The sequence below is a fragment of the Clostridium porci genome (assembly GCF_009696375.1).
GTDB lineage: Bacteria > Bacillota > Clostridia > Lachnospirales > Lachnospiraceae > Enterocloster > Enterocloster porci.
In genome coordinates this window covers 15,471-35,209 of the sequence record NZ_VUMD01000015.1, presented here as the reverse complement: position 1 = coordinate 35,209, position 19,739 = coordinate 15,471, and the positions used below count along the sequence as shown (strand labels likewise).

Annotated in this window: 19 protein-coding genes; all 19 read left to right on the top strand. The window is 39.1% G+C overall.

Translation table 11 applies throughout. The features are described from left to right. Nucleotides 1-62: 62 nt before the first annotated feature. Nucleotides 63-1,436 (top strand): MATE family efflux transporter, encoded by a 1,374-nt coding sequence (locus FYJ39_RS15190; RefSeq protein WP_154473303.1) that lies wholly within the window; start codon nt 63-65, stop codon nt 1,434-1,436. Nucleotides 1,437-2,390: 954 nt separating this feature from the next. Then, on the top strand, nt 2,391-2,840 hold the full coding sequence (locus FYJ39_RS15185) for a sigma factor-like helix-turn-helix DNA-binding protein (protein WP_154473302.1): 450 nt from the start codon (nt 2,391-2,393) through the stop codon (nt 2,838-2,840). Nucleotides 2,841-3,438: 598 nt separating this feature from the next. Further along, nucleotides 3,439-3,834 (top strand): hypothetical protein, encoded by a 396-nt coding sequence (locus tag FYJ39_RS15180; RefSeq protein ID WP_154473301.1) that lies wholly within the window; start codon nt 3,439-3,441, stop codon nt 3,832-3,834. A 12-nt stretch (nt 3,835-3,846) separates the two neighbouring features. Then, on the top strand, nt 3,847-4,206 hold the full coding sequence (locus tag FYJ39_RS15175; RefSeq protein ID WP_154473300.1) for a type II toxin-antitoxin system PemK/MazF family toxin: 360 nt from the start codon (nt 3,847-3,849) through the stop codon (nt 4,204-4,206). A 32-nt stretch (nt 4,207-4,238) separates the two neighbouring features. Next, nucleotides 4,239-4,619 carry a recombinase family protein gene (locus tag FYJ39_RS15170; RefSeq protein WP_154473299.1) on the top strand — a complete coding sequence of 127 codons (381 nt, stop codon included), beginning with the start codon at nt 4,239-4,241 and terminating at the stop codon, nt 4,617-4,619. Then, nucleotides 4,616-4,777 (top strand): SHOCT domain-containing protein, encoded by a 162-nt coding sequence (locus tag FYJ39_RS15165; protein WP_154473298.1) that lies wholly within the window; start codon nt 4,616-4,618, stop codon nt 4,775-4,777. Before FYJ39_RS15170 ends, FYJ39_RS15165 begins: the two co-directional genes overlap by 4 nt. A 79-nt stretch (nt 4,778-4,856) precedes the next feature. Continuing rightward, nucleotides 4,857-6,452, top strand: coding sequence for a recombinase family protein (locus FYJ39_RS15160; RefSeq protein ID WP_154473297.1), 1,596 nt, complete (start codon nt 4,857-4,859; stop codon nt 6,450-6,452). Then, nucleotides 6,453-7,349, top strand: a complete 897-nt coding sequence (locus FYJ39_RS15155; RefSeq protein WP_154473296.1) for a recombinase family protein — start codon at nt 6,453-6,455, stop codon at nt 7,347-7,349. It abuts the gene before it with no gap. Further along, nucleotides 7,350-8,990, top strand: coding sequence for a recombinase family protein (locus tag FYJ39_RS15150; protein ID WP_154473295.1), 1,641 nt, complete (start codon nt 7,350-7,352; stop codon nt 8,988-8,990). It begins immediately after the preceding gene. Between the two features lie 193 nt (nt 8,991-9,183). Further along, nucleotides 9,184-9,777, top strand: coding sequence for a type IV toxin-antitoxin system AbiEi family antitoxin domain-containing protein (locus FYJ39_RS15145; RefSeq protein WP_154473294.1), 594 nt, complete (start codon nt 9,184-9,186; stop codon nt 9,775-9,777). After that, a complete protein-coding gene (locus FYJ39_RS15140) occupies nt 9,774-10,616 on the top strand; it encodes a nucleotidyl transferase AbiEii/AbiGii toxin family protein (RefSeq protein ID WP_328597562.1) in 843 nt (280 codons plus the stop codon). The genes FYJ39_RS15145 and FYJ39_RS15140 overlap by 4 nt, the downstream gene beginning before the upstream one ends. 255 nt (nt 10,617-10,871) lie before the next feature. Further along, nucleotides 10,872-11,309: an AlbA family DNA-binding domain-containing protein gene (locus tag FYJ39_RS15135; protein WP_154473293.1), complete on the top strand. Its 438-nt coding sequence runs from the start codon at nt 10,872-10,874 to the stop codon at nt 11,307-11,309. A gap of 95 nt (nt 11,310-11,404) precedes the next feature. Next, nucleotides 11,405-12,007: a hypothetical protein gene (locus FYJ39_RS15130; protein ID WP_154473292.1), complete on the top strand. Its 603-nt coding sequence runs from the start codon at nt 11,405-11,407 to the stop codon at nt 12,005-12,007. Between the two features lie 33 nt (nt 12,008-12,040). After that, nucleotides 12,041-13,405 (top strand): YecA family protein, encoded by a 1,365-nt coding sequence (locus FYJ39_RS21395; RefSeq protein WP_328597561.1) that lies wholly within the window; start codon nt 12,041-12,043, stop codon nt 13,403-13,405. A gap of 281 nt (nt 13,406-13,686) precedes the next feature. Beyond that, complete coding sequence (locus tag FYJ39_RS15120) at nt 13,687-13,887, top strand: DUF7695 domain-containing protein (RefSeq protein ID WP_154473291.1); 201 nt, start codon at nt 13,687-13,689, stop codon at nt 13,885-13,887. A 52-nt stretch (nt 13,888-13,939) separates the two neighbouring features. After that, nucleotides 13,940-15,211, top strand: a complete 1,272-nt coding sequence (locus tag FYJ39_RS15115; protein ID WP_195840456.1) for a recombinase family protein — start codon at nt 13,940-13,942, stop codon at nt 15,209-15,211. 634 nt (nt 15,212-15,845) lie between these two features. Then, nucleotides 15,846-17,120, top strand: a complete 1,275-nt coding sequence (locus tag FYJ39_RS15110; RefSeq protein ID WP_154473290.1) for a TRM11 family methyltransferase — start codon at nt 15,846-15,848, stop codon at nt 17,118-17,120. Between the two features lie 12 nt (nt 17,121-17,132). Further along, the gene (locus FYJ39_RS15105; RefSeq protein ID WP_154473289.1) at nt 17,133-19,127 is read left to right on the top strand and encodes a hypothetical protein; all 1,995 of its coding nucleotides are present in this window, start codon (nt 17,133-17,135) and stop codon (nt 19,125-19,127) included. Continuing rightward, complete coding sequence (locus FYJ39_RS15100) at nt 19,114-19,737, top strand: hypothetical protein (protein ID WP_154473288.1); 624 nt, start codon at nt 19,114-19,116, stop codon at nt 19,735-19,737. The genes FYJ39_RS15105 and FYJ39_RS15100 overlap by 14 nt, the downstream gene beginning before the upstream one ends. Nucleotides 19,738-19,739 lie beyond the last annotated feature (2 nt).

The window sequence follows — 19,739 nt, the reverse complement described above, 5'->3', positions numbered from 1 at the left end:
AAACAAAGCAATTTTCGGTAACTTAACATATTGACAATTAAAATAGATAAGAAGGTGATATTATGACTGATAACAATGATACTCGGTCTATGCTTCTTCATGACAACCCGCAAAGTTTAGTATTAAAACTTAGCGTACCATCTATTATCGGCATGGTGGTTGTTGGTCTTTACAATTTTATGGACGGAGTTTATGTCGGACAAATGGTAGGAGATAGTGCTATGGCAGCGGTATCTGTGTCATATCCATTTACGCTTGCCAATAGTGGTATTTCTACACTCATTGGTATCGGTTCCGCTTCAATCCTGTCCAGGGCGATTGGAAAAAGGGATCAGCATACAATTGACAAAATAATGGGAAATCTGATAGCCATGGTTTTGATTTTTTCTCTTATCATCATGGTGATAGGCATGATTTTTACGAAACAGATTTTAATGCTTTCTGGTGCAAGCGGAGAAATTCTAGAGCTGGCAGTTCGGTACTTACGCATCATTTTTGCAGGCAGTCTGTTTGTCAATTTCGCACAGTCCTCAAATATGATTATGCGTGGAGAGGGATTGTTGAAACAGGCAATGTTCTTTAGCGCTGGTTCCGCTATTATGAATATTATACTTGACCCGATTTTTATTTTACTTCTAAAGCGTTATGGCATGGGGATTGATGGAGCTGCTTATGCAACATTGGTTTCGCAGATCGCGTATGCAATGGCTTCTCTTTGGTATTTTAAGATCAAAAGTAAGAATGTGAGAATCAATGCAATTCGTATTGAAAAAACTCTTTTCTCGGAAATCATTGGAGTAGGCTTTTCTGCAATGCTCATGCAGGTTATGATGTTAGTACAGCAAACCGCACTTTATAATCTTGCAGCACAGCATGGCGGAGATACATGGCAGATTATACTTGGTGCGACATACCGGGTAGTGTCTTTTGCATTTATTCCTTTATGGGGGCTTTCCCAGGGATATCAGCCGGCGGTCGGAACCAATTATGGTGCAAAACAATACGACAGGGTAAAGCATATCACGAAAGTGTTTGCGATCACAGCAACTTTCTTAGCACTTATTTTCTACCTTCCGATTATGTTAGTACCAAAGAAAATTCTCTCTATGTTTATTACAACATCATCTGTAGTTGAACTGGGAGTAGGGGATTTCCGACTGTTTTTCCTGTCATATGTTTTGTTGGGAGTCTGGATTGTGGTTCTGACTCTGATGCAGTCCCTTGGCAGAGCTACAAAAGCGAGCGTTCTAGTTATCTTACGCCAGATAGCCATTTACATACCTGCCGCCATCATCATGCCCCATATTGCTGGATTTGGTGTACATGGCGTATTTGCTGCTCCGCTTATTACTGATGTGACAGTATTTATTGTTGCGGTTGGTATGATGATAAATGAATTTAAGCAAATGGACGCTTTAAGAGCTTCCGAGAAGTAAGAAATCCAGATTTAATAATATGTGGAAAACATGGGCGGTGATGCAGTGCTGAAACCCCATGTGTCAGGAGAGGATTACTTAGAAACTGTATTAATCCTGCAAAATAAAAAGGTACGATACGCTACATTGATCTTGTCTGGAATATGGGGGTATGCCAAATACAGTATCAGTTATGCAATGAATGTTCTACGTAATGGGGGCATTTGACAATGTATGCTGACAGTTATCGTCCTTTAACCATTGTGGAATGTGAAAGAGCCGAAACAGTATTTGAACGTCACCGATTCTTTACAAATCAGTTTGTTATCAGGCGGTTAATGGAGAGAATGGAAAAGGTGTTACCTTATCAAAGTGTGAATATGGCGTGTTGATATTTCTGGTATAATATCCCGGTCGGCTATGCAGTAAAGAACAAATTTTTAAAAAGTTTGGTATGAAGATAGTGAGAGTTTTCTGATGGTGATTGCCAATATCATCAGTAGAATCCGGTAGAAAATTGAGTCAGATAAAGACTGTCCAATCTACATACAAACCGCATCCAAATAGGTGTATATTTTTTATCAAATATTAAAGGCTGATAAAACCCGTCAAAAAAAACGGTATTTTGACGGGCAATAAGAGTATGCCTAGACATTATTCCCCTTCAAGCTCCGTTTGAGCAAGGAGGGGTGTTTTTATGTGTTGGGATATTATGCTGCTGATCCGAAGCAGCACCATTTATTGAAACCGGATGTCTGTATAACGGTAAACGCTTAAAAAAAGCGTATCCCCACAATTGGTATATTCCGGACAACAAGAGGAACAATCAGAACATAAAAAATACGAATTAAGCGTCTGTATAGACTTTTATGTCTATGCAGGCGCTTTTTTGCGCTCTGATATGAATTTATGTCACTGCCGGAGTCCGCCGCTTGTCCTTCGTTTTCGCATGAATTCGAAAAGGAGGACAAGCCTATGGCAAAGCCATATAAAATTCCGGATTTCAGAAAATTATATCCGGAGGCCAGCGAAGAGGTGATCGCTGTTTTAAGAACGACGGAACGGAAGATGCAGTATCAGGAGTATGACCTGAAAACAGAAAGAACCATGATAGACCCAAAAACACAGACCGTTCGGGTAATCCCAAGCCGTGAGGATTCCTATGAACGGCTGCTGGAACAAGATGTGCAGTTTGAGGAAGAAAATCAGACAGAGGAATTGGCGATACAGAATATGCAGTTTGAACAACTGTATAAGGCTCTTTCCCTGCTCTCTGAAGATGAGCAATATCTCATCAGACAGCTGTTTTTTGAGGAACGGACGGAACGTGATTTGGCGGAAGAATTGAAGATTTATCACAATGCGGTTCACAAGCGAAAAAACCGCATCCTGAAAAAACTCAAAAATATTTTGGAAAATTTGTGATCCGGGGTGTGCAAAGATTTCCGCCAACGTGGAAGTAAGTGAGAGGACTTGTTCTCTCATCTGTTCTTTGAAAAATACTGCTGACAGGCAGTCATATCCGGCAGCACAGATACATTAGCTGTTCAGCCCAAAAGGAAAAGCACCGGAAGGATACGCCAAGACCGCCTGCAGGTAAAAAAACCTGTCAATACGATCACATCAAAGGCGCAAAGCGGGAAATATCCGTTCCAAAGCAGCCTGCGGTGGGCTGCCTGCCATGACCTGAACAGCCTACAATGATACTTCCGTCCAGTCACAGCCCCGTGTAAAGCGGGATTACGCAATGAGGGCGGCTCGGAGAGATCCTCGGAGGGGTGAGAATCCCATGACGGTCACTGACCATGACCGGTCTGTGTCTGCTGCCCAGTGATGCACAGGCATCCGGCTTCGGGAAGTAGTGTCGAATAGAAGCCAGAGAAAACGAAGAACAAGTCGTTTTTCATAACAGAAACTACGGCGGCAGTTCCCTGCTGCTCTCCTGATGATGTAGGAGAATAAATCGGGACTGCCGCTGTCCTTGTGTTATGAAACCGAGCAAAAAATAAAGGAGGAACACAGAATGAATCAGAAAGAAAAGCAAATGGTGGAACGGATTATGGATACGGAAGCAATCGGATACGCCTATTTGTATCCTGCAGCCGGAGGGCAGCGCAAAGAGTATTTGATTTCAACCACACCGGAAAATCTTGCAAATTTTGTCGGCAGCCATTTCATGGATGCCCGGCAGATGATTGTAACGGATATGCTGGACCGGCTGATATTGGATACGACCGGCAGATTTTTGAATCGGTGTCCGAATCAGAATCTCTGCCGTGAAATCTTAAAATTCCTTGCCCCGATCCAGATGGGAGAAGCAAAGCCGGGAGAAATTCTTGCCGTAGACAGAGATACAGCAGACGAATATTTTATGGAAGAAGATCAGGCAGTCACAATGGCGGAGCTGTCTATGCAGTAAGAGGTGGTACAGATGCAAATAAGAAAAGGTGATATTTTCTATGCGGACCTCTCCCCGGTCATCGGGTGCGAGCAGGGCGGCATCCGTCCGGTTTTGATCGTTCAGAATAATACCGGCAATAAATACAGCCCGACGGTGATTGTGGCAGCGATTACCGGACGGCGGTTCAAACATCCTCTACCCACTCATGTTGCATTGTACCATGTCAAAGGGCTTCGATATGGATCAGTAGTGTTGTTGGAACAGATACGGACCATTGACGCTTCGAGATTAAGAGAGTACATCGGAAGAATAAACCGAAAGGAAATGACCGAGGTGGAGCAGTCTTTGGCAATCAGTTTTGGAATGGAGCAAAGATTAAGAGAGAAATAAGCACGAGATATCAACAGTCAGGAGGGATGGTTATGCATCAGGAACCAAAAGCATGGATTTACTGCCGTATTGATGCACCGGAAGATGTGCAGGGCATGTTGAAAGTACAGAGGAAACAGCTGATGGATTATGCGGAGCAGATGGGATTTCAGTTGAAGGGCTCTTCCACCGATCTGGCAGCCGGAAACAGTGACGTTCTCCCCGGATGGGAATACTTTTTGAAAACCGCCCCTTTGCAGCAGGTGGAAGTTTTACTGGTACATAACCTGTCACAGATTCATCGGGATACCTGTCAGGCACTGAGGATACTGGAACAACTTCAAAAGATGGGGATTGCGGTTTATTCTCCGCTGGAGGGAAAACTGAAGTTCGGATTCCAGCGTATCATCGGAAGAATGGAGGGTATACAGTGAGTGAACAGAGAGAAACCAGAGAAATGCAGTATCAACTGTCCAGAAAACTGCTGGATCTGATGCTGAAAAACGGCTTTTTGGAGCCGGAGGAATATGCACAAATTGATGCCCTGAACCGGTCAACATTTTCTCCGGAACTGGCGGAAGTATATGCGTAAAAACACTGGATATCTGAAAAAAGGTGTGGTATTGTGTTGTGCTGACAGGAGGGAATGCTCCTGAGAAAGGAGGAAAAACATGGGCAAGAAGATTACAAAAATAGAGCCTGTGAAGCAAAAACAGGACACAGGATATGCCGCTCCTAAACGGGTATGCGCCTATTGCCGCGTCAGCACCGGCAGCGCGGAACAGAAAAATTCCTTTGAAGCACAGGTACAGTACTACACCCGATTCATTGAGGAAAAACCGAATTGGACATTGGTCGGAATTTATGCGGATGAAGCGCGAAGCGGTACAAAAGTAAAAAGTCGTGACAGATTCCAACAGATGATACAGGACTGCAGGCAAGGAAAAATTGACCTCATCCTGACAAAGTCCGTTACCCGTTTCGCAAGAAATACGGTGGACAGTATCAATACCATCCGTATGCTGAAAGAACTTGGCATAGAGGTCTACTTTGAAAAAGAACGAGTCGGTACGCTGTCTCAGAAAAGTGAACAGCTGCTGACTATCTTAAGCTCCATCGCACAGGGCGAGTCAGAGAGCATCTCTACAAACAGCAGGTGGTCTATCGTCCGACGGTTCCAAAACGGGACGTTCGTCATCAGTTCTCCCGCTTATGGATACCGGAAAGATGAAAACGGCAATCTGATCATTCAATCGGAGGAAGCTGCTATCGTCCGCAGGATTTTTGATGAATATCTCGGTGGAAAAGGTTCCTATGCGATTGCAAAAGAACTGCAGGCAGAAGGAGTTCCTACTATCCGAACAGCAAAATCATGGCAGGACAGTGTTGTGAAATGGATTCTTCAGAACCCGGTATATGAGGGCGATCTGCTCTATCAGAAAACATATACAACGGAAGGTATCCCGTTTACGAAAAAGTATAATCACGGGGAACTGCCAAAGTATCTGGTATCGGATAACCATGAACCGATCATCAGCAGAGAAGAAGCGGAGGCGGTACGTCAGATTTATGAATATCGCAGGCAGAAACACCGCATGGATAATGTAGAGATTTATCAAAGCCGCTATGCGTTCAGCGGTCGGATCATCTGTGGGGAGTGCGGCAGTACATTCCGCCGGCAAAAAATCTATATCGGCAAGCCATATGAAAAGATTCAGTGGAGCTGCCGTCAGCATATCACAGATATTACAAAATGCAGGCAGAAACCAATTCGGGAAGATGTGATTCGACAAATGTTTGTGAGCATGTGGAACAAGCTGGCCGGGCATGCGGAAGATGTCCTGCTTCCCCTGCTTGCGCTACTGAAGGCGGTGCCGAACGATATGGAACAGGAGCAGGAACTGCTCACATTGGAAAAAAGAATACAGGAACTCAAACAGCAGAGCCATTGGTTGCAGAAAGTCCTCTCGGACGGCGACGTAGGCTCTGCTGTTTTTATAGAACGCCGGAATCAGCTGGACACCGAGTTAGAAGAAATCAGCCGCAGGCAGCAGTTCCTAAAAGAGCAGAACCTGATGGAACAGGAAATTGCGCAGACCGAGTATCTGATGACGGTCTTCCGTACCCGACCAGCTATCATAGAAGAATTCGATGAAGAATTGTTCCGACTGATTGTTGAAAGGATCAGAGTGTATCCCAACAGGCTATGCTTTGAACTGAAAAACGGTCTAGAACTGGAAGAACACTATGGAAAGGAAGTGCAGTAAATGCAAAGGCATGTACCACTTGGGTATCATATACAAAATGGCAAAGCTGAGATCGAGCCTGAAACTGCGAATTTGGTGCGGAAGATTTTCGACACATACCTGGCAGGTACTTCCACATATCGAATCGCAAAAGATTTTACTCGGCGGGGAATCTTAAATGCAAGCCATAAACCCACTTGGAACCACGGATCTATCGGAAAGATTCTGGAGAACCGAAAATATATAGGAGACGAGTTCTACCCTCCCCTGATTGAACAAAGTATATTTGAGCAGGTACAGAGCAGACGAATACAACGGGTGAAAGACTTGGGCAGAGCCGCCCAGCCAAACAGCTTTGCGAATCAAAGCGTCTGGAGCAGCCTGCTGGTCTGCGGAGAATGCGGGCAGCCCTATCGCAAATACACAGAGAAAGGAAAACCACCGAAGTGGAGGTGCAAACATTACATCTATCGTAACCGTGTACACTGCCGTAACCGGTTTTTAAGCGAAGAACAATTGGAACAGGCATTTATACAGGCAGTCAATCAGGTAATAGAAACACCTTCCTATCTAAAGCCGGACTTCAAGGAATTACCGCAGCAGGAAAGTACAGCCGAGCGAAAGCTGACCACTCAGATCAACAATCTGCTGGCAGAACCGAGTTGTGATGCACAGGAGGTCAAACAGCTGGCGTTCCAGAGGGCTTCGGAACAATATTGGAATATCCGCATCGATGACAGAGCCTATCAGAATGAAAAAACAGCAGATGCTCTGAGTGGCGTCGGAATACAGACTGCATGCGACCTGACATTGCTGGAGAGAACCATAGGAAAAATTGTGGTGCAAAAACATACCTGTCTGGAATTCTATCTGAAAAACGGCCGGAGCATTACCATACCGATAAAGGAGGAAACATAAATGGCACAGGCAAAAAAGAACATATCGGTCATTCCGGCAACGGGAACCTATGACCGCCATATCCGACCACAGATGAAAGCCTTGCGTGTAGCTGCATACTGCCGTGTCAGCACCCTGCAGGAACAACAGGAAAGCAGCTATGAGGCACAGGTCAGTTATTATACGGAAAAAATAAGGAGCAATCCGAACTGGAAATTGGCGGGCATCTATGCCGATGACGGAAAAAGCGCGACCAGCACGAAAAAACGCTCGGATTTCCAAGCAATGATCGATGACTGTATGGCGGGAAAAATTGATATGGTACTGACCAAATCCATCAGCCGCTTCGCCCGCAATACAGTAGATGCGCTGATCAACATCCGAAAGCTGAAGGAAAAGAACATTGCGGTGTTCTTTGAAAAGGAAAGTATTAATACGCTGGAAGGAAGCGGCGAGCTGCTGCTGACCATACTGAGCAGTCAGGCACAGGAAGAAAGCAGGAATATCAGTGAGAATTGCCACTGGGGAATCGTCCGGAAATTCGAGGAAGGCAAGGTGATCGTCAATCACAGCAAGTTTATGGGGTACACCAAAGACGAGGACGGAAACCTTGTAATCGTACCGGAAGAAGCGGAAGTGGTGCGCAGAATCTTCCGGCTGTATCTGGAGGGTAACAGCAGTTACCGGATCAAAAGGATTCTGGAAGCGGATGGCGTTAAAACCGCAACCGGGCAGACAACATGGTTCGCAACCACCATTGACAAGATGCTCTCAAATGAAAAATACATGGGAGACGCCTTATTGCAGAAAACCTATACCGTGGATTTCCTGACCAAAAAGAAAGTGAAGAACCGTGGAATTGTGCCGCAGTACTACATTGAAGATGACCATGAACCCATTATCCCCAAAGAGTTGTTCCACCGTGTACAGGAGGAAAAGGCCCGCAGAGCCGGCATCTACCGTCCGGCATCCCGTAAAAAAGATGCGCCACAGAAAGGAAAATACAGTTCCAAATATGTGCTGTCGGATATCATGGTCTGCGCGGAATGCGGTCAGCCGTATCGCAGGCAGGTATGGTCAAAGTATGGACAGAAACAGGCGGTTTGGCGCTGTGACAACCGTTTAAAGCACGGTTCCAAGCGGTGCAAACATTCCCCTACCCTCAAAGAAAAAACACTCCATGAAGCGATTATGACAGCCATCGGCAGCGTGGTGGAAGATCAGGGAAAATTCGTGCAGGCGTTCCGTGAAAATGTGATCCGAGTCATTGGCAGCTATTCCGCATCTGCAGAGCCGACAGAATATGATAAGCAAATTGAAACACTACAACAGAAAATGCTGGAACTGATCGAAAAAAGTGCCGGAAAGCAGACCGCAGATGAGGACTTTGATAAAGAATACCGTGTGATTGCAGACCGCATGAAGGAACTGAAAAAACAGAAGGCGAAGAAACTCAAGGAACGCCAACTGGCGGATGCTTATGGACAGCGCGTGAAAGATATGGAGCAGTACACCCGGAAGATTGGCTACTTGAAACGGGAGTTTGATGATGAGCTGGTACGGCGGCTTTTGAAAACGGTACGAGTTATCAATGAAAATAAGATAGAGATTCACTTCCGGTCAGGAATTTTAATAACACAGCGAATTGACTTTGATGATTGAAACGACAGGAACTTTCTTCCGTTCCTGTCAGATACAAAAATTGATAAGAACAAAGTCCTCAGATAGACTGAGGATTTTGTTCTTGGCAGTTCGTCATAGTTTATTCTTCTTGGTAATGTTATAATTCGATTTGACTTTTATGCTTATTTTATATATAATATTAAGCAAGAAAGTCAAATGGGCGGTGAGGTACATGAATCATTCTCAGCAGATTTTAAATCTTGCACAGCAGAATAATGGTATTATAACTACAGAAATGGTTGTCGCTGCAGGTATTTCACGAGGAAGTTTAAAGCATCTGGTTGACAGCGGTGGGTTAGAACGTGCTTCACGCGGTGTCTATACATTACCGGGGATTTGGGAAGATGAATTTGTCAATCTCCAAAGCCGTTATAAACGGGGAGTTTTTTCGCTTAATACAGCATTATTCCTGTGCGATTTGACAGATAGGACACCGGAAAAATATCATATGACCTTTCCAAACACGTACAATTTATCCGGCCCCAAAGCAGAAGGAATTTTGTGCTGTAGTGCAAAAGAACCTTTTTACAGTCTTGGAATTGATAAGTTGATGACTCCCGGAGGAAATGCCGTCAGAGCATACAGTGCAGAAAGAACATTATGTGATATCTTAAGAACAAAAAATCGTACAGATGTACAGATTGTTTCTGAAGCATTTAAACGATATGTGGCTGATAAAAAGAAAAATATTCCGAAGCTTTCCGAATATGCACGGGTGCTGAAAGTGGAAGAAAAACTAAGATCTTATTTGGAGGTACTACTGTGAAAAACGCGATGCAGTTGAAGGCTGTAGTAAAGAATATTGCAAAAGAGAAAAAAATATCTGCACAGCTTGTGTTGCAGAATTATATGTTGGAGCGTTTCTTAGAGCGGGTATCGGTTTCGGAATATCAGAATAATTTTATCATTAAGGGTGGATTCCTAATTGCTTCTATGGTTGGACTGGATTCGAGGGCAACGATGGATATGGATGCAACAATTAAACGATATCCTGTGAGCAAAGAGACGATTCAAAAAATGGTAGAAGAAATTATTAAAATAAATTTGGAGGATGAGATCACCTTTACTTTCAAAAGTATTGGTGAAATACGTGAAGGTGATGAGTATACCGGCTATCGCGTAGCATTATCTGCGAATTACCCTCCGATGGCAGTGCCTTTAAAATTAGACATTACGACCGGAGATAAAATTACGCCTCGTGAAGTTGAATATAAATATAAATTGATGATGGAAAATCGCAGCATCTGTGTTCTGGCATATAACATGGCAACGATATTGGCTGAAAAACTGGAAACGGTTATTTCCCGTGGAGATCAGAATACTCGACCGAGAGATTTTTATGACATTTATATACTAACCAAATTACAGGCTGAAAATATTGATCCGGAAACATTGGCCTTTGCGCTGGATGCAACTACTAGAAAGCGGGAGTCGTCAATAGTTGTCAAGCAATATCATAAGAGTATGGAGACGGTTCGAAACAGCGAAGTTATGAATCGCCAGTGGAAGAATTACCAGAAAGATTTTGATTATGCTGCAGGGATTGAGTTTGGGGAAACTTGCGATGCAGTTGTTCGTATCATGGAAAGTTTACCGATATTGTAAGAGATAAATATTTGCAAGGATGTTCCGTTATCCTCGATAGCTATGCGGTAGGTAAATCAAGTAAAGCAGATTATTATATTGACCGGGTGCTCAAAAACTGTGAGAACTTTGGTGATGAAGCATATAGTTTATACATAGACGGTGAATATCGAGATGGGTCCCCTATAGGGATTCAGAAGTATGATTTTCCTTTACAGATGCGAAGGACATGAAGTATAGAACATTGGCAGAACATGTAGGATATGTGGAGGATATATGGATTTAAAATTAATTATCGAAGAATTACTGGCAAGAGGATATGAAGGTGGGTATTGGGATTATAAATCGGATTATCCGGATACAGCTGAGGAGAAGCTTCATGATATAATTTGCATGGCTAATAATTTAGAGAATAGAGATGCCTATTTAATATATGGAGCAAATGATGATGGCTCTGTTTGTGGAATTGAAAACACGGAGAAAAAACGGTATAAGACAGCAGATATTATCAAATTTTTGAGAGATAAGCCGTTTGCAGGAGGATATATACCACAAGCCGAAGTTTATACATTGAAATTCCAGGAACATGAGGTAGATATTCTTGTGATTTATAGAGGAATACATACTCCTTATTATTTGTGGAAGGAATGGGGGAATACTCATAAACTTATTAATAGAGTGAGAGCTGGAGCAATTTATACTCGAACGGCTTGAACACTCCAAGGGATAGGACAGCCAGTATAGAACATACAGAATATTTATGGAGAAAGCATTTTGGTTACGGTCTTCAGCCGGCTAAAAGATTTGACTTGTTATTGGATGATCTCAGAGGGTGGTCAGATGCAGATTGGGATATAAATAGACAACAATATCATCAAGATTATCCAGAGTATAGGATTGTTGCTGGAGAATCGTCAGAAGGATTTGATTACATAAGCTATTTTTATGATGATGAGAGAATGCTTTATGCAGATTTGAAATTGGATTATTTAACAACTACATTATATGAAACCGAACTGTGGTATATGGATTTAGGGCGTTGTATTATACCAAAGCCGGAGAAAAGTTATATTATAGGACGATGGATGTATTATTATTTTCTCAAAGATTCTATCAATGGGAAATTGCTTGGCTTATTTACAAATGGTAAGTATATTTGTACGGATCGCAAAGGATTGGTAATTCCTATATTGATATTTGAGAATGAGGACGAAAAGACATCTTTTGAAGAATTCTTTTTGCGATTTGATGAATCAGTCGCAGTAGATATTAAAAACAGGATTCAAGAGAATGGTATTATGAAACATATTGTACAAAAAGAAGAATCTGAAGGGAAACTAGAAATAAGGGTCACAGATATTGCGTTTTCCTATGCTGTTTATCAAAGATGGGTGAAAGAAAATTTGGAATGACATTAAAATAGATTACATGAGGAGGCGCGTGAATTGGTATACAATTGCTTAATAAGATGTCATGTATGTGGTAGCGTAACACGGATCAGGCTACAAGTTGGTTGGCAGGAGGAACATCCAATTGTTGTAGCGTGTAGAAAATGTGGGATTTCTTTAAATGGAAAAGTTAAAATAGGCCAGGATATGCCAGGGCTAGAATTCAGTTTTGAGAATGCAGAAATTCTGAGAGAAAATGAATCGTCAGATTATATTGTTGAATGTTCTGGAGAATTTCCAACTAAAAAGCTGAGTATTGATGAGAGAGAGTTTGTGTTATCTCCATTTATGAGAAACCAAATTCGAATGCAGGAGAATGATGGATATGAGAAGTTTACAAAAAGTGTATCCAGATTAATGGAAACTGCACAGAACTGGGCGCAATACAAAAGAATATTAGATTTGTCTCAGAATGAAAATAAAGACTATTTAATTCAAGAGGTGAAGAAATTGATTCCAGAGAAGCTTGCTCCAGGGAAGAATGAATTGGAAATTTTAAGAGCGGTGCATCTGGTGGAGATTATGGGATTTATCACACCATTGAGGAGTGATGTGATTTCAGAACGTACAGTAAGTGATAGTGTGCTAAAGTTGGATTTTAATCAGATAAGAGAATTGATAGATTATTTAAATGCTCATGAAGGATATACATTGGACGATTTACAATCAATCATCTATCAAACGATGAACGAGTTTATTGAGGTTTATCAATACTTAATTCCAGCATTTGCTACTCAATTTTGTAAAGCAGATAGCATTGACTTTGTAGAAGAAGGGTCGACAACCAGCAGCTTTGATTTGGTAAAACAGTTTTATTTAGATGTATATGAGGCTTTGGGAAATATATTGATTTTACCAGTTGCGTTAAACAATATAAAGTTCCGAGGGGATTTCAAAAAAGTTAAACTTGGATTAGAAAGAAAAGTTGATTCTTTGGATGATTTCTTTGGGATTTCCAAAGCGAATAGATATCACTTATGTGATAGTGAAGAAATTTATACAGAGTATTTGCGAGTTATCATTAATGCAAAATTGCGTAATGCAATTGGACATAATGATGTTAAATACGATGCGATTTCACAACAAATAACATATATTCCAGACCCTAAAGATAGATCAAAGAGTAGAACAGAATATCTTCTGGAATTTGAAAATGAAGCACTACACTTATTCCAAGCAATCTTGGTGGTCGCAGAATATCTATATAGGATAAAAGAATTTGTACTAATCGATAAAGGGTATAGACCAGTAGAAGTGGGTATGCCATTAAAGAAAGTGAAAATTGGAAGGAATGATTTGTGTCCTTGTGGAAGCGGAAAGAAATTTAAAAAATGTTGTTTAGGTAAAGGCTTGTATGATTGAACATATAGGAAATATCAAGGAAGAAATCAGTAGTTGAACGTGAGAAGTAAATAGTTTGCAAAAAGAACAAGAGAAAAGGATTAAGAATTATGATAATACTTTGAAACTAGACCGGAAAAAAGAAAAACCATGAATGGATTTTGATGAAATAAATGCCCCCCGCCAAGACCAAATTCTGCCTTCCGAGAATTTGTTTCACAGCTCCAACACACTGCGAGTCCATTGTCCTGTTGCAGCGGAAAGGGTGAGGTGAGAAAGAAGAAATATGGGGTGAAAGTAAGATGGAGAAGATATTGAAAAATTGTATTCAGTGTAAGGTGTGTGGGGAGGTGATTGAGTCAAAATCGGTGTATGATTTTAAGGCCTGTTCCTGTGGTACCTGTAGTGTAGATGGTGGCTTGGAATATCTGCGAAGGGTAGCAGATGATAAGAAAAGTTATGTAGAACTGTCGATAACAGAGGAAATCATTGATACAAAATAGTATAGAGGATATGCAGACGTAAGGGCGAACATGCTTTTACGTCTTTTTTCTTATGGGGAGGTGGAAAAGCTTTACGAAGAAAGTCAGATTAATACCGGTTCCGCCTAAAGAACCAAAGCGTTTGAGGGTAGCGGCCTATTGCTGTGTCAGTACAAGGAGTAAAGAACAGAAGGCCAGCCTGTTTCGTCAAATGTGGGCATATATGAATCAGATATTGAATTATCCATATTGGGAATTTGCCGGAATCTTTTATGATTTTGGAAAAAGCGGATTACGGAAAAAAGGGCGTACAGGGCTGGAAAAGATGCTAAAACAGGCGGAGGCTGGGGAAGTAGATTACATACTCACAAAATCGGTGAGCAGAGTGTCGAGAGACACATTGGAGATTCTAAACATAGTCAGATATTTGAAGGAAAGGGGTATTTCAATGTATTTTGAAAATGAAAAGCTGGATTCTATGAATCCCGAAACTGAGGCATATATTACATTAGCGGGTGCGGTGGCACAGGAGGAGAGCAGAAATATGAGTGAAAATATGCAGTGGGCAGTTACAAGAAACTTTGAACAGGGAATTTTTACAAATTATAAGGCATTTATGGGATATCGGTGTGTAAACGGAGAATTGGAAATAGTGCCAGAACAGGCAGAAGTAGTGAAACATATATTTGATTTATATCTGGCAGGGAATACCTTTTCACAGATTAAGGTGGAATTAGAAAAACAGAAGATAAAAACGGCGACAGGAAAGGAAATTTGGGATGTCACGACCATTCAGAAAATGTTGAAAAATGAAAAATATAAAGGGGATGCATTATTGCAAAAGACTTTTACAGAAGATTATCTCCATGGTATCAGAAAGAAAAACACAGGCCAGCGGGCTAAGTATTATGTAAAGGGAAGTCATCCGGCAATTATTTCTCCTGAAATCTTTGATAAGGTGCAGGAGGAAATGTTTCGGAGGGCAAGATTGATAGTTGATGAGAACGGGGAACAGGTAAACAGTGGGAATCGGTATAGTAGCAAGTATCTGATAAGCAATTTGCTGGTCTGTGGAAATTGTGGCACAGGATTTAGGAGGAGAACGGAGCGAGGGAAAATCGTGTGGAGATGTGGTACGAGAATGGAAAAAGGAAAGAAGGCTTGCAGACATTCGCCTACTTTACAGGATGAACAGATTAAAAAGATTCTTGCAGATGTGTTATGCGATGGTATATATGACGAGAATATTGTGAAGGAAAAAGTGAAAAGGATTGATGTTTATGAGGGACAGATTATTATTTGTTTGGTGGAAGAGGATGAATACAAAATTTGTAGATTGTGCTAAAGCAATTTTAAAATCATTGATTATTTTTTAATAGAAGCTATTCCATAACCACAGAGCCAACGGAATATGACGAACAGATTGAGGAACGACAGCAACAGACGATGGAACTCATCGAGGACGGTACCAAGTCGGAATGTGCCGATGAGGTGTTAGATAAAGAGTGCCACATCTTATCGGATGAGATCAAGGAACTGTAAGAAGAAAAAAGCCAAAGTAATCTGGGAAGGATAAATGGTAGAATTTTATGACCAGAGGATGCAGGAAGTGGAAATATACATGAAAAAGTGAGATGTCTGAAGGAAGAATTTGATGATGAACTCGTAAGGCGTCTGCTGTGGATAGTTAAAATCATCAATGAAGCAAGATAGAGATACAGTTTCAATCTGGCATTGCAATAACACAGCGAATAAATTTTGAGGACTGAAAAGCGATGGGAGCCAATTCAGAAGGGAGTTACATTAAACCCTGTTAAAAATAAAATCCTTAGACAGTGGAATGAGAGGGTTATTCTTAACAGGAGTTTGAATTTAATATAGATTAATATATCGTGCTTATTTATAAATAATTGTAGTAGAAATAGTGTGGATTTGATATAATAATATTAATACAGTAAAGAAAAGAGGCTGGAGCGGCGATGTATACTTATAAAAATTATTTCAATGTTTATGGTCGAATCATGCAATTTAATAAGAATAAAACTGAGCCGTTCCATAGATGGTATCCTTTTGTTGAGGGATATTCAAAGGAGTTTATTCAATCTATTATTAAAGAGATGAGAGCAAATAATTTGACTTGCTTAGAGCCTTTTTCGGGGAGTGGAACTACGGCTTTAGAGTTGCAGAATAGTGGGATTGAGTGTTATTCATTTGAGGTTAATCCATTAATGTATTTAATAGCACGTGTTAAGTTAGAACAAAATTATTCATTAGATATGGTTAATGAATGGTTCCGATTTATATGTGAACACAGAGACGATGAACGAAATATAGAATTAGAGACAGAATTTAAAACTCTATATCAACGAGATGATATTGAAAAATGGAATTATAATACGGAAGTAGCTATGGATATACAAAAGTTGAACTATGCAATTGGATTGATAGATGATAATGTATATAGTGATTTGTTCAAGGTAGCGTTATCCTCCATTTTATTAGATGTTAGTAACCTTTATCGCAATGGAAAGTGTCTGTCTTATAAAAGGAATTGGAAAGATAGAAAATATAATGATAAAGAAGTTTTTGAAAAATTTGACAATAAGGTATTAAATGAACTTATACCAGATATACGTGATTCCAGAACAAAAACATTAATTGATAACAAACAAAGACTATTTAACCTTGACTCACGTTCAGGAATTGCTGAAAAAATAGAAGATGAATCTATTGATTTGGTTATTACATCACCCCCCTATCTGAATTCAAGAGATTACACTGATACATATATGTTAGAACTAAAAACAATGGGGTTTACAAAGAATAGTGATGATATTCGCGAATTGAGAGAAAAGACACTTCGTTCACATGTGCAAATTAAGTGGACAGATAATACAACGGTTGTTAATGACGAGTTAAATGAAATATTGAAAAAATTAGAACTGGCAGCAAATAAAGGAGAAACTTGGAATACATCAATAGTTGATATGGTAAGACTGTACTTTGTTGATATGCAAAATATTTTTAGGATCTTATTTAAAAAGTTAAAGAAAAAAGGTAAGATTTATTTTAATGTATCCAATTCGGCATATTTTAATATATTAATAAATACGCTTGAAATTTGTGCATCTATTGCAGAAGATGAAGGATTTAAAGTAATTGAGATTAGAGAGGCTCGTAAATTAAAAACAAGCCCACAGCAAAAAGAAAAAATAGGTAATTTACTAGAAGGTGTTATTGTTTTACAAAAATAGGATGAAAATATAATGAAAAATACTATTTATTTACCAACATTAAAAAAAGTAAAAATTGTAAATTATTCTCTGTATAATAAGGATATTGAGTATGACTTTATTGAAGGCGTCAATTTAATTATAGGTGGAAATGGCGTTGGAAAAACAACATTTATTAATATTGTTAAATATGCACTTATTGGCTTGTATAAAAACGATTTGACAGTGAGAAACTATAATAATGAAAAACGATTTACTAGAGAAGTTTATACCAATTGTAATACCTATTTTAGAAATCGGACGAAAGAAGAAGCAACAGACAAAGACGGATATGTTGAATTGTTTTTTGATATTAAAGATACAGCTTTTACAGTAAGAAGAAGTCTTTATAACACAGAGTTGCTTTCTGCAACCTATACAGAAAATGGTAAGGTTTATTGTATTGAAGGGGAAGCCATAAAACAAGATAAATACGCAAGATATGAAAATTCATCTGATGAAGAGAAAGAAAAGTATCTACAGTTTAATTATGAGGAAAAAGTGAGGAAAAAGGCTAATCTTTCTGATTTTAATGATTTTATTTTTTTTATTAACCAAATATTGTTATTCGATGAGGCTAGAAAAAATGTTCTTTGGTCAGAAGAAGCTCAAGACAGATTGCATAGCAATTATTTAAATAATCCAGAGTTAGAGACAAAAAGAAAAGAACTTAATTTTGAGGCAAAATATCAAGATAGTATAGCGCGCCACAGACAAGAGGAAATAAAGGCAATTAATAGGGTGGTGAAGCGAATAGATGCAGAAAATAATTCGCAAAATGCAGGTAAAGATAAAAAGCTTGAATTAGTAGAAAAAATAGAAACATTGGAAAAAAACCTTGTAAATATGCAATCAAGTAGGAATGAGATTCAAAAAGAAGTTTCCAGATTATATAAGAAAGTATCCGATATATCTAGTAGTATCAACGAAAAAGAGAAATTAAAGGAGAAAGAAGAAAGCAAGCAAGATAAAGAGTATTGGATAGGGGTAAATCCTAAATATAATATCTATAAGAAACAGATATTTTCTAATCAATTGTGCCCAATGTGTAATTCGATAATTGGTGAGGACGAAAATAATTTATTTAATAATGAAGATAAGTGTTTTCTTTGCCATTCTTCTCTTGTTCAAACTAAAGAGGATAGTGAACTGATTAAACAATTAAGAATTGACATAAATAGCTTATCTGAAGAGAGAAAGAAAAATGAAGTTTTTATTGTTGCTCAAGAAGGGGAACTGAAAATTTTAGATTCAGAAGTTAGAAAAATAAAAGTTGATTTATTTAAAAATAGAACTCAGCTAAGAGCTATCGAAGATGCAGAAGAAAGCAAAAATGATAAAGCAAAGGAAGAATCTTCTTATATTGCTATGATGGAGCGGTTGGAGGAACTTTCTATGGAAAAAGAAAGGGCATCTATTTTAAGCGAGAAATGTCGTGAAGAAGGAAAAGAAATAGTAAAAAGGATAGAAGAAGACCTTATAAAGAGTACAAAAAGTATTTCCTCTATTTTTGAAAATTTTGCGGAGGCATTTCTGCATGTTCCATGTTTTTTGACATTTGATTTACCTGGAAATGCAAAATCGAAGAGATTTATCCCCGTAATAGATGGAAAATTGAGGTTTGATGAAGATGAGTTGTCTGAATCACAACGTTTTTTTGTGGATTATTTTTTTAGAATGAGTATTTTGGGTTATTTCTATGAATGTCCAACCTTTTATATTTGCGAAACTCCAGATAGTAGTTTAGATATTTCATATGAAGAGAATGCAGCTAATACATTATTAAAATATATTGAACGACCGAATTCTTTGATTTTAACTTCTAATTTAAATAATAGCACATTTATAAAAGCCATTCTAAATAGAACAAAGAGAGTTAGTGTACTTAACTTATTACGTTATGGTAAAGCTTCAAAGGTGCAAAAACAACATTTGGCTTTGCAAGAGTTAGCGAAGGAAATTGAGGAGATTATATATGGACAAACATGAAGACTTGATGATAATAAGTGGAGATGTCTATCTTGTTATTAAAAATATGAAACAAGTCGGATGGAGTAGTATTCGTGAGACATCAATAAATAGAATTATATATATGGCTTCTGTAGTATATTCTTTTAGGTTTCCACAACATAAAAATATATTTGAAGACAATTATCATTTCAATATAACGTTGAGTGGGCCAGAAGAGGCAATAGTTCAGAATGCATTGATAAATCTTGAGAGCAATGAAGCTATATTGCACGATGAAGATGGATATAAATTGGTAAATTATACTTATGAAGAAAAATTTACAGATATTCCTTTTTTTGAAGAGAAGTGTAGTTGGATTGAGGATATATCATATATTATCGGAATATATGGAGAAGATAAAATATATGATTTTATTTTCAGAGATCCAGAATATAGAGTTTCATTAGATTCTAATAAGGAACTTTGCTATAATTTAGATATTGGTGAGAATAATGAAACAGTTAAATTTTTAAACGATTTTAAGAAATCATTTGAAGACCATTTAAGTGTTAACATTGATTTGAATAATAGAAAATATCTAGAGATGTATTTTGAATATGTTTTTGGAAGAGTTTTAAGAGGAGAATAATT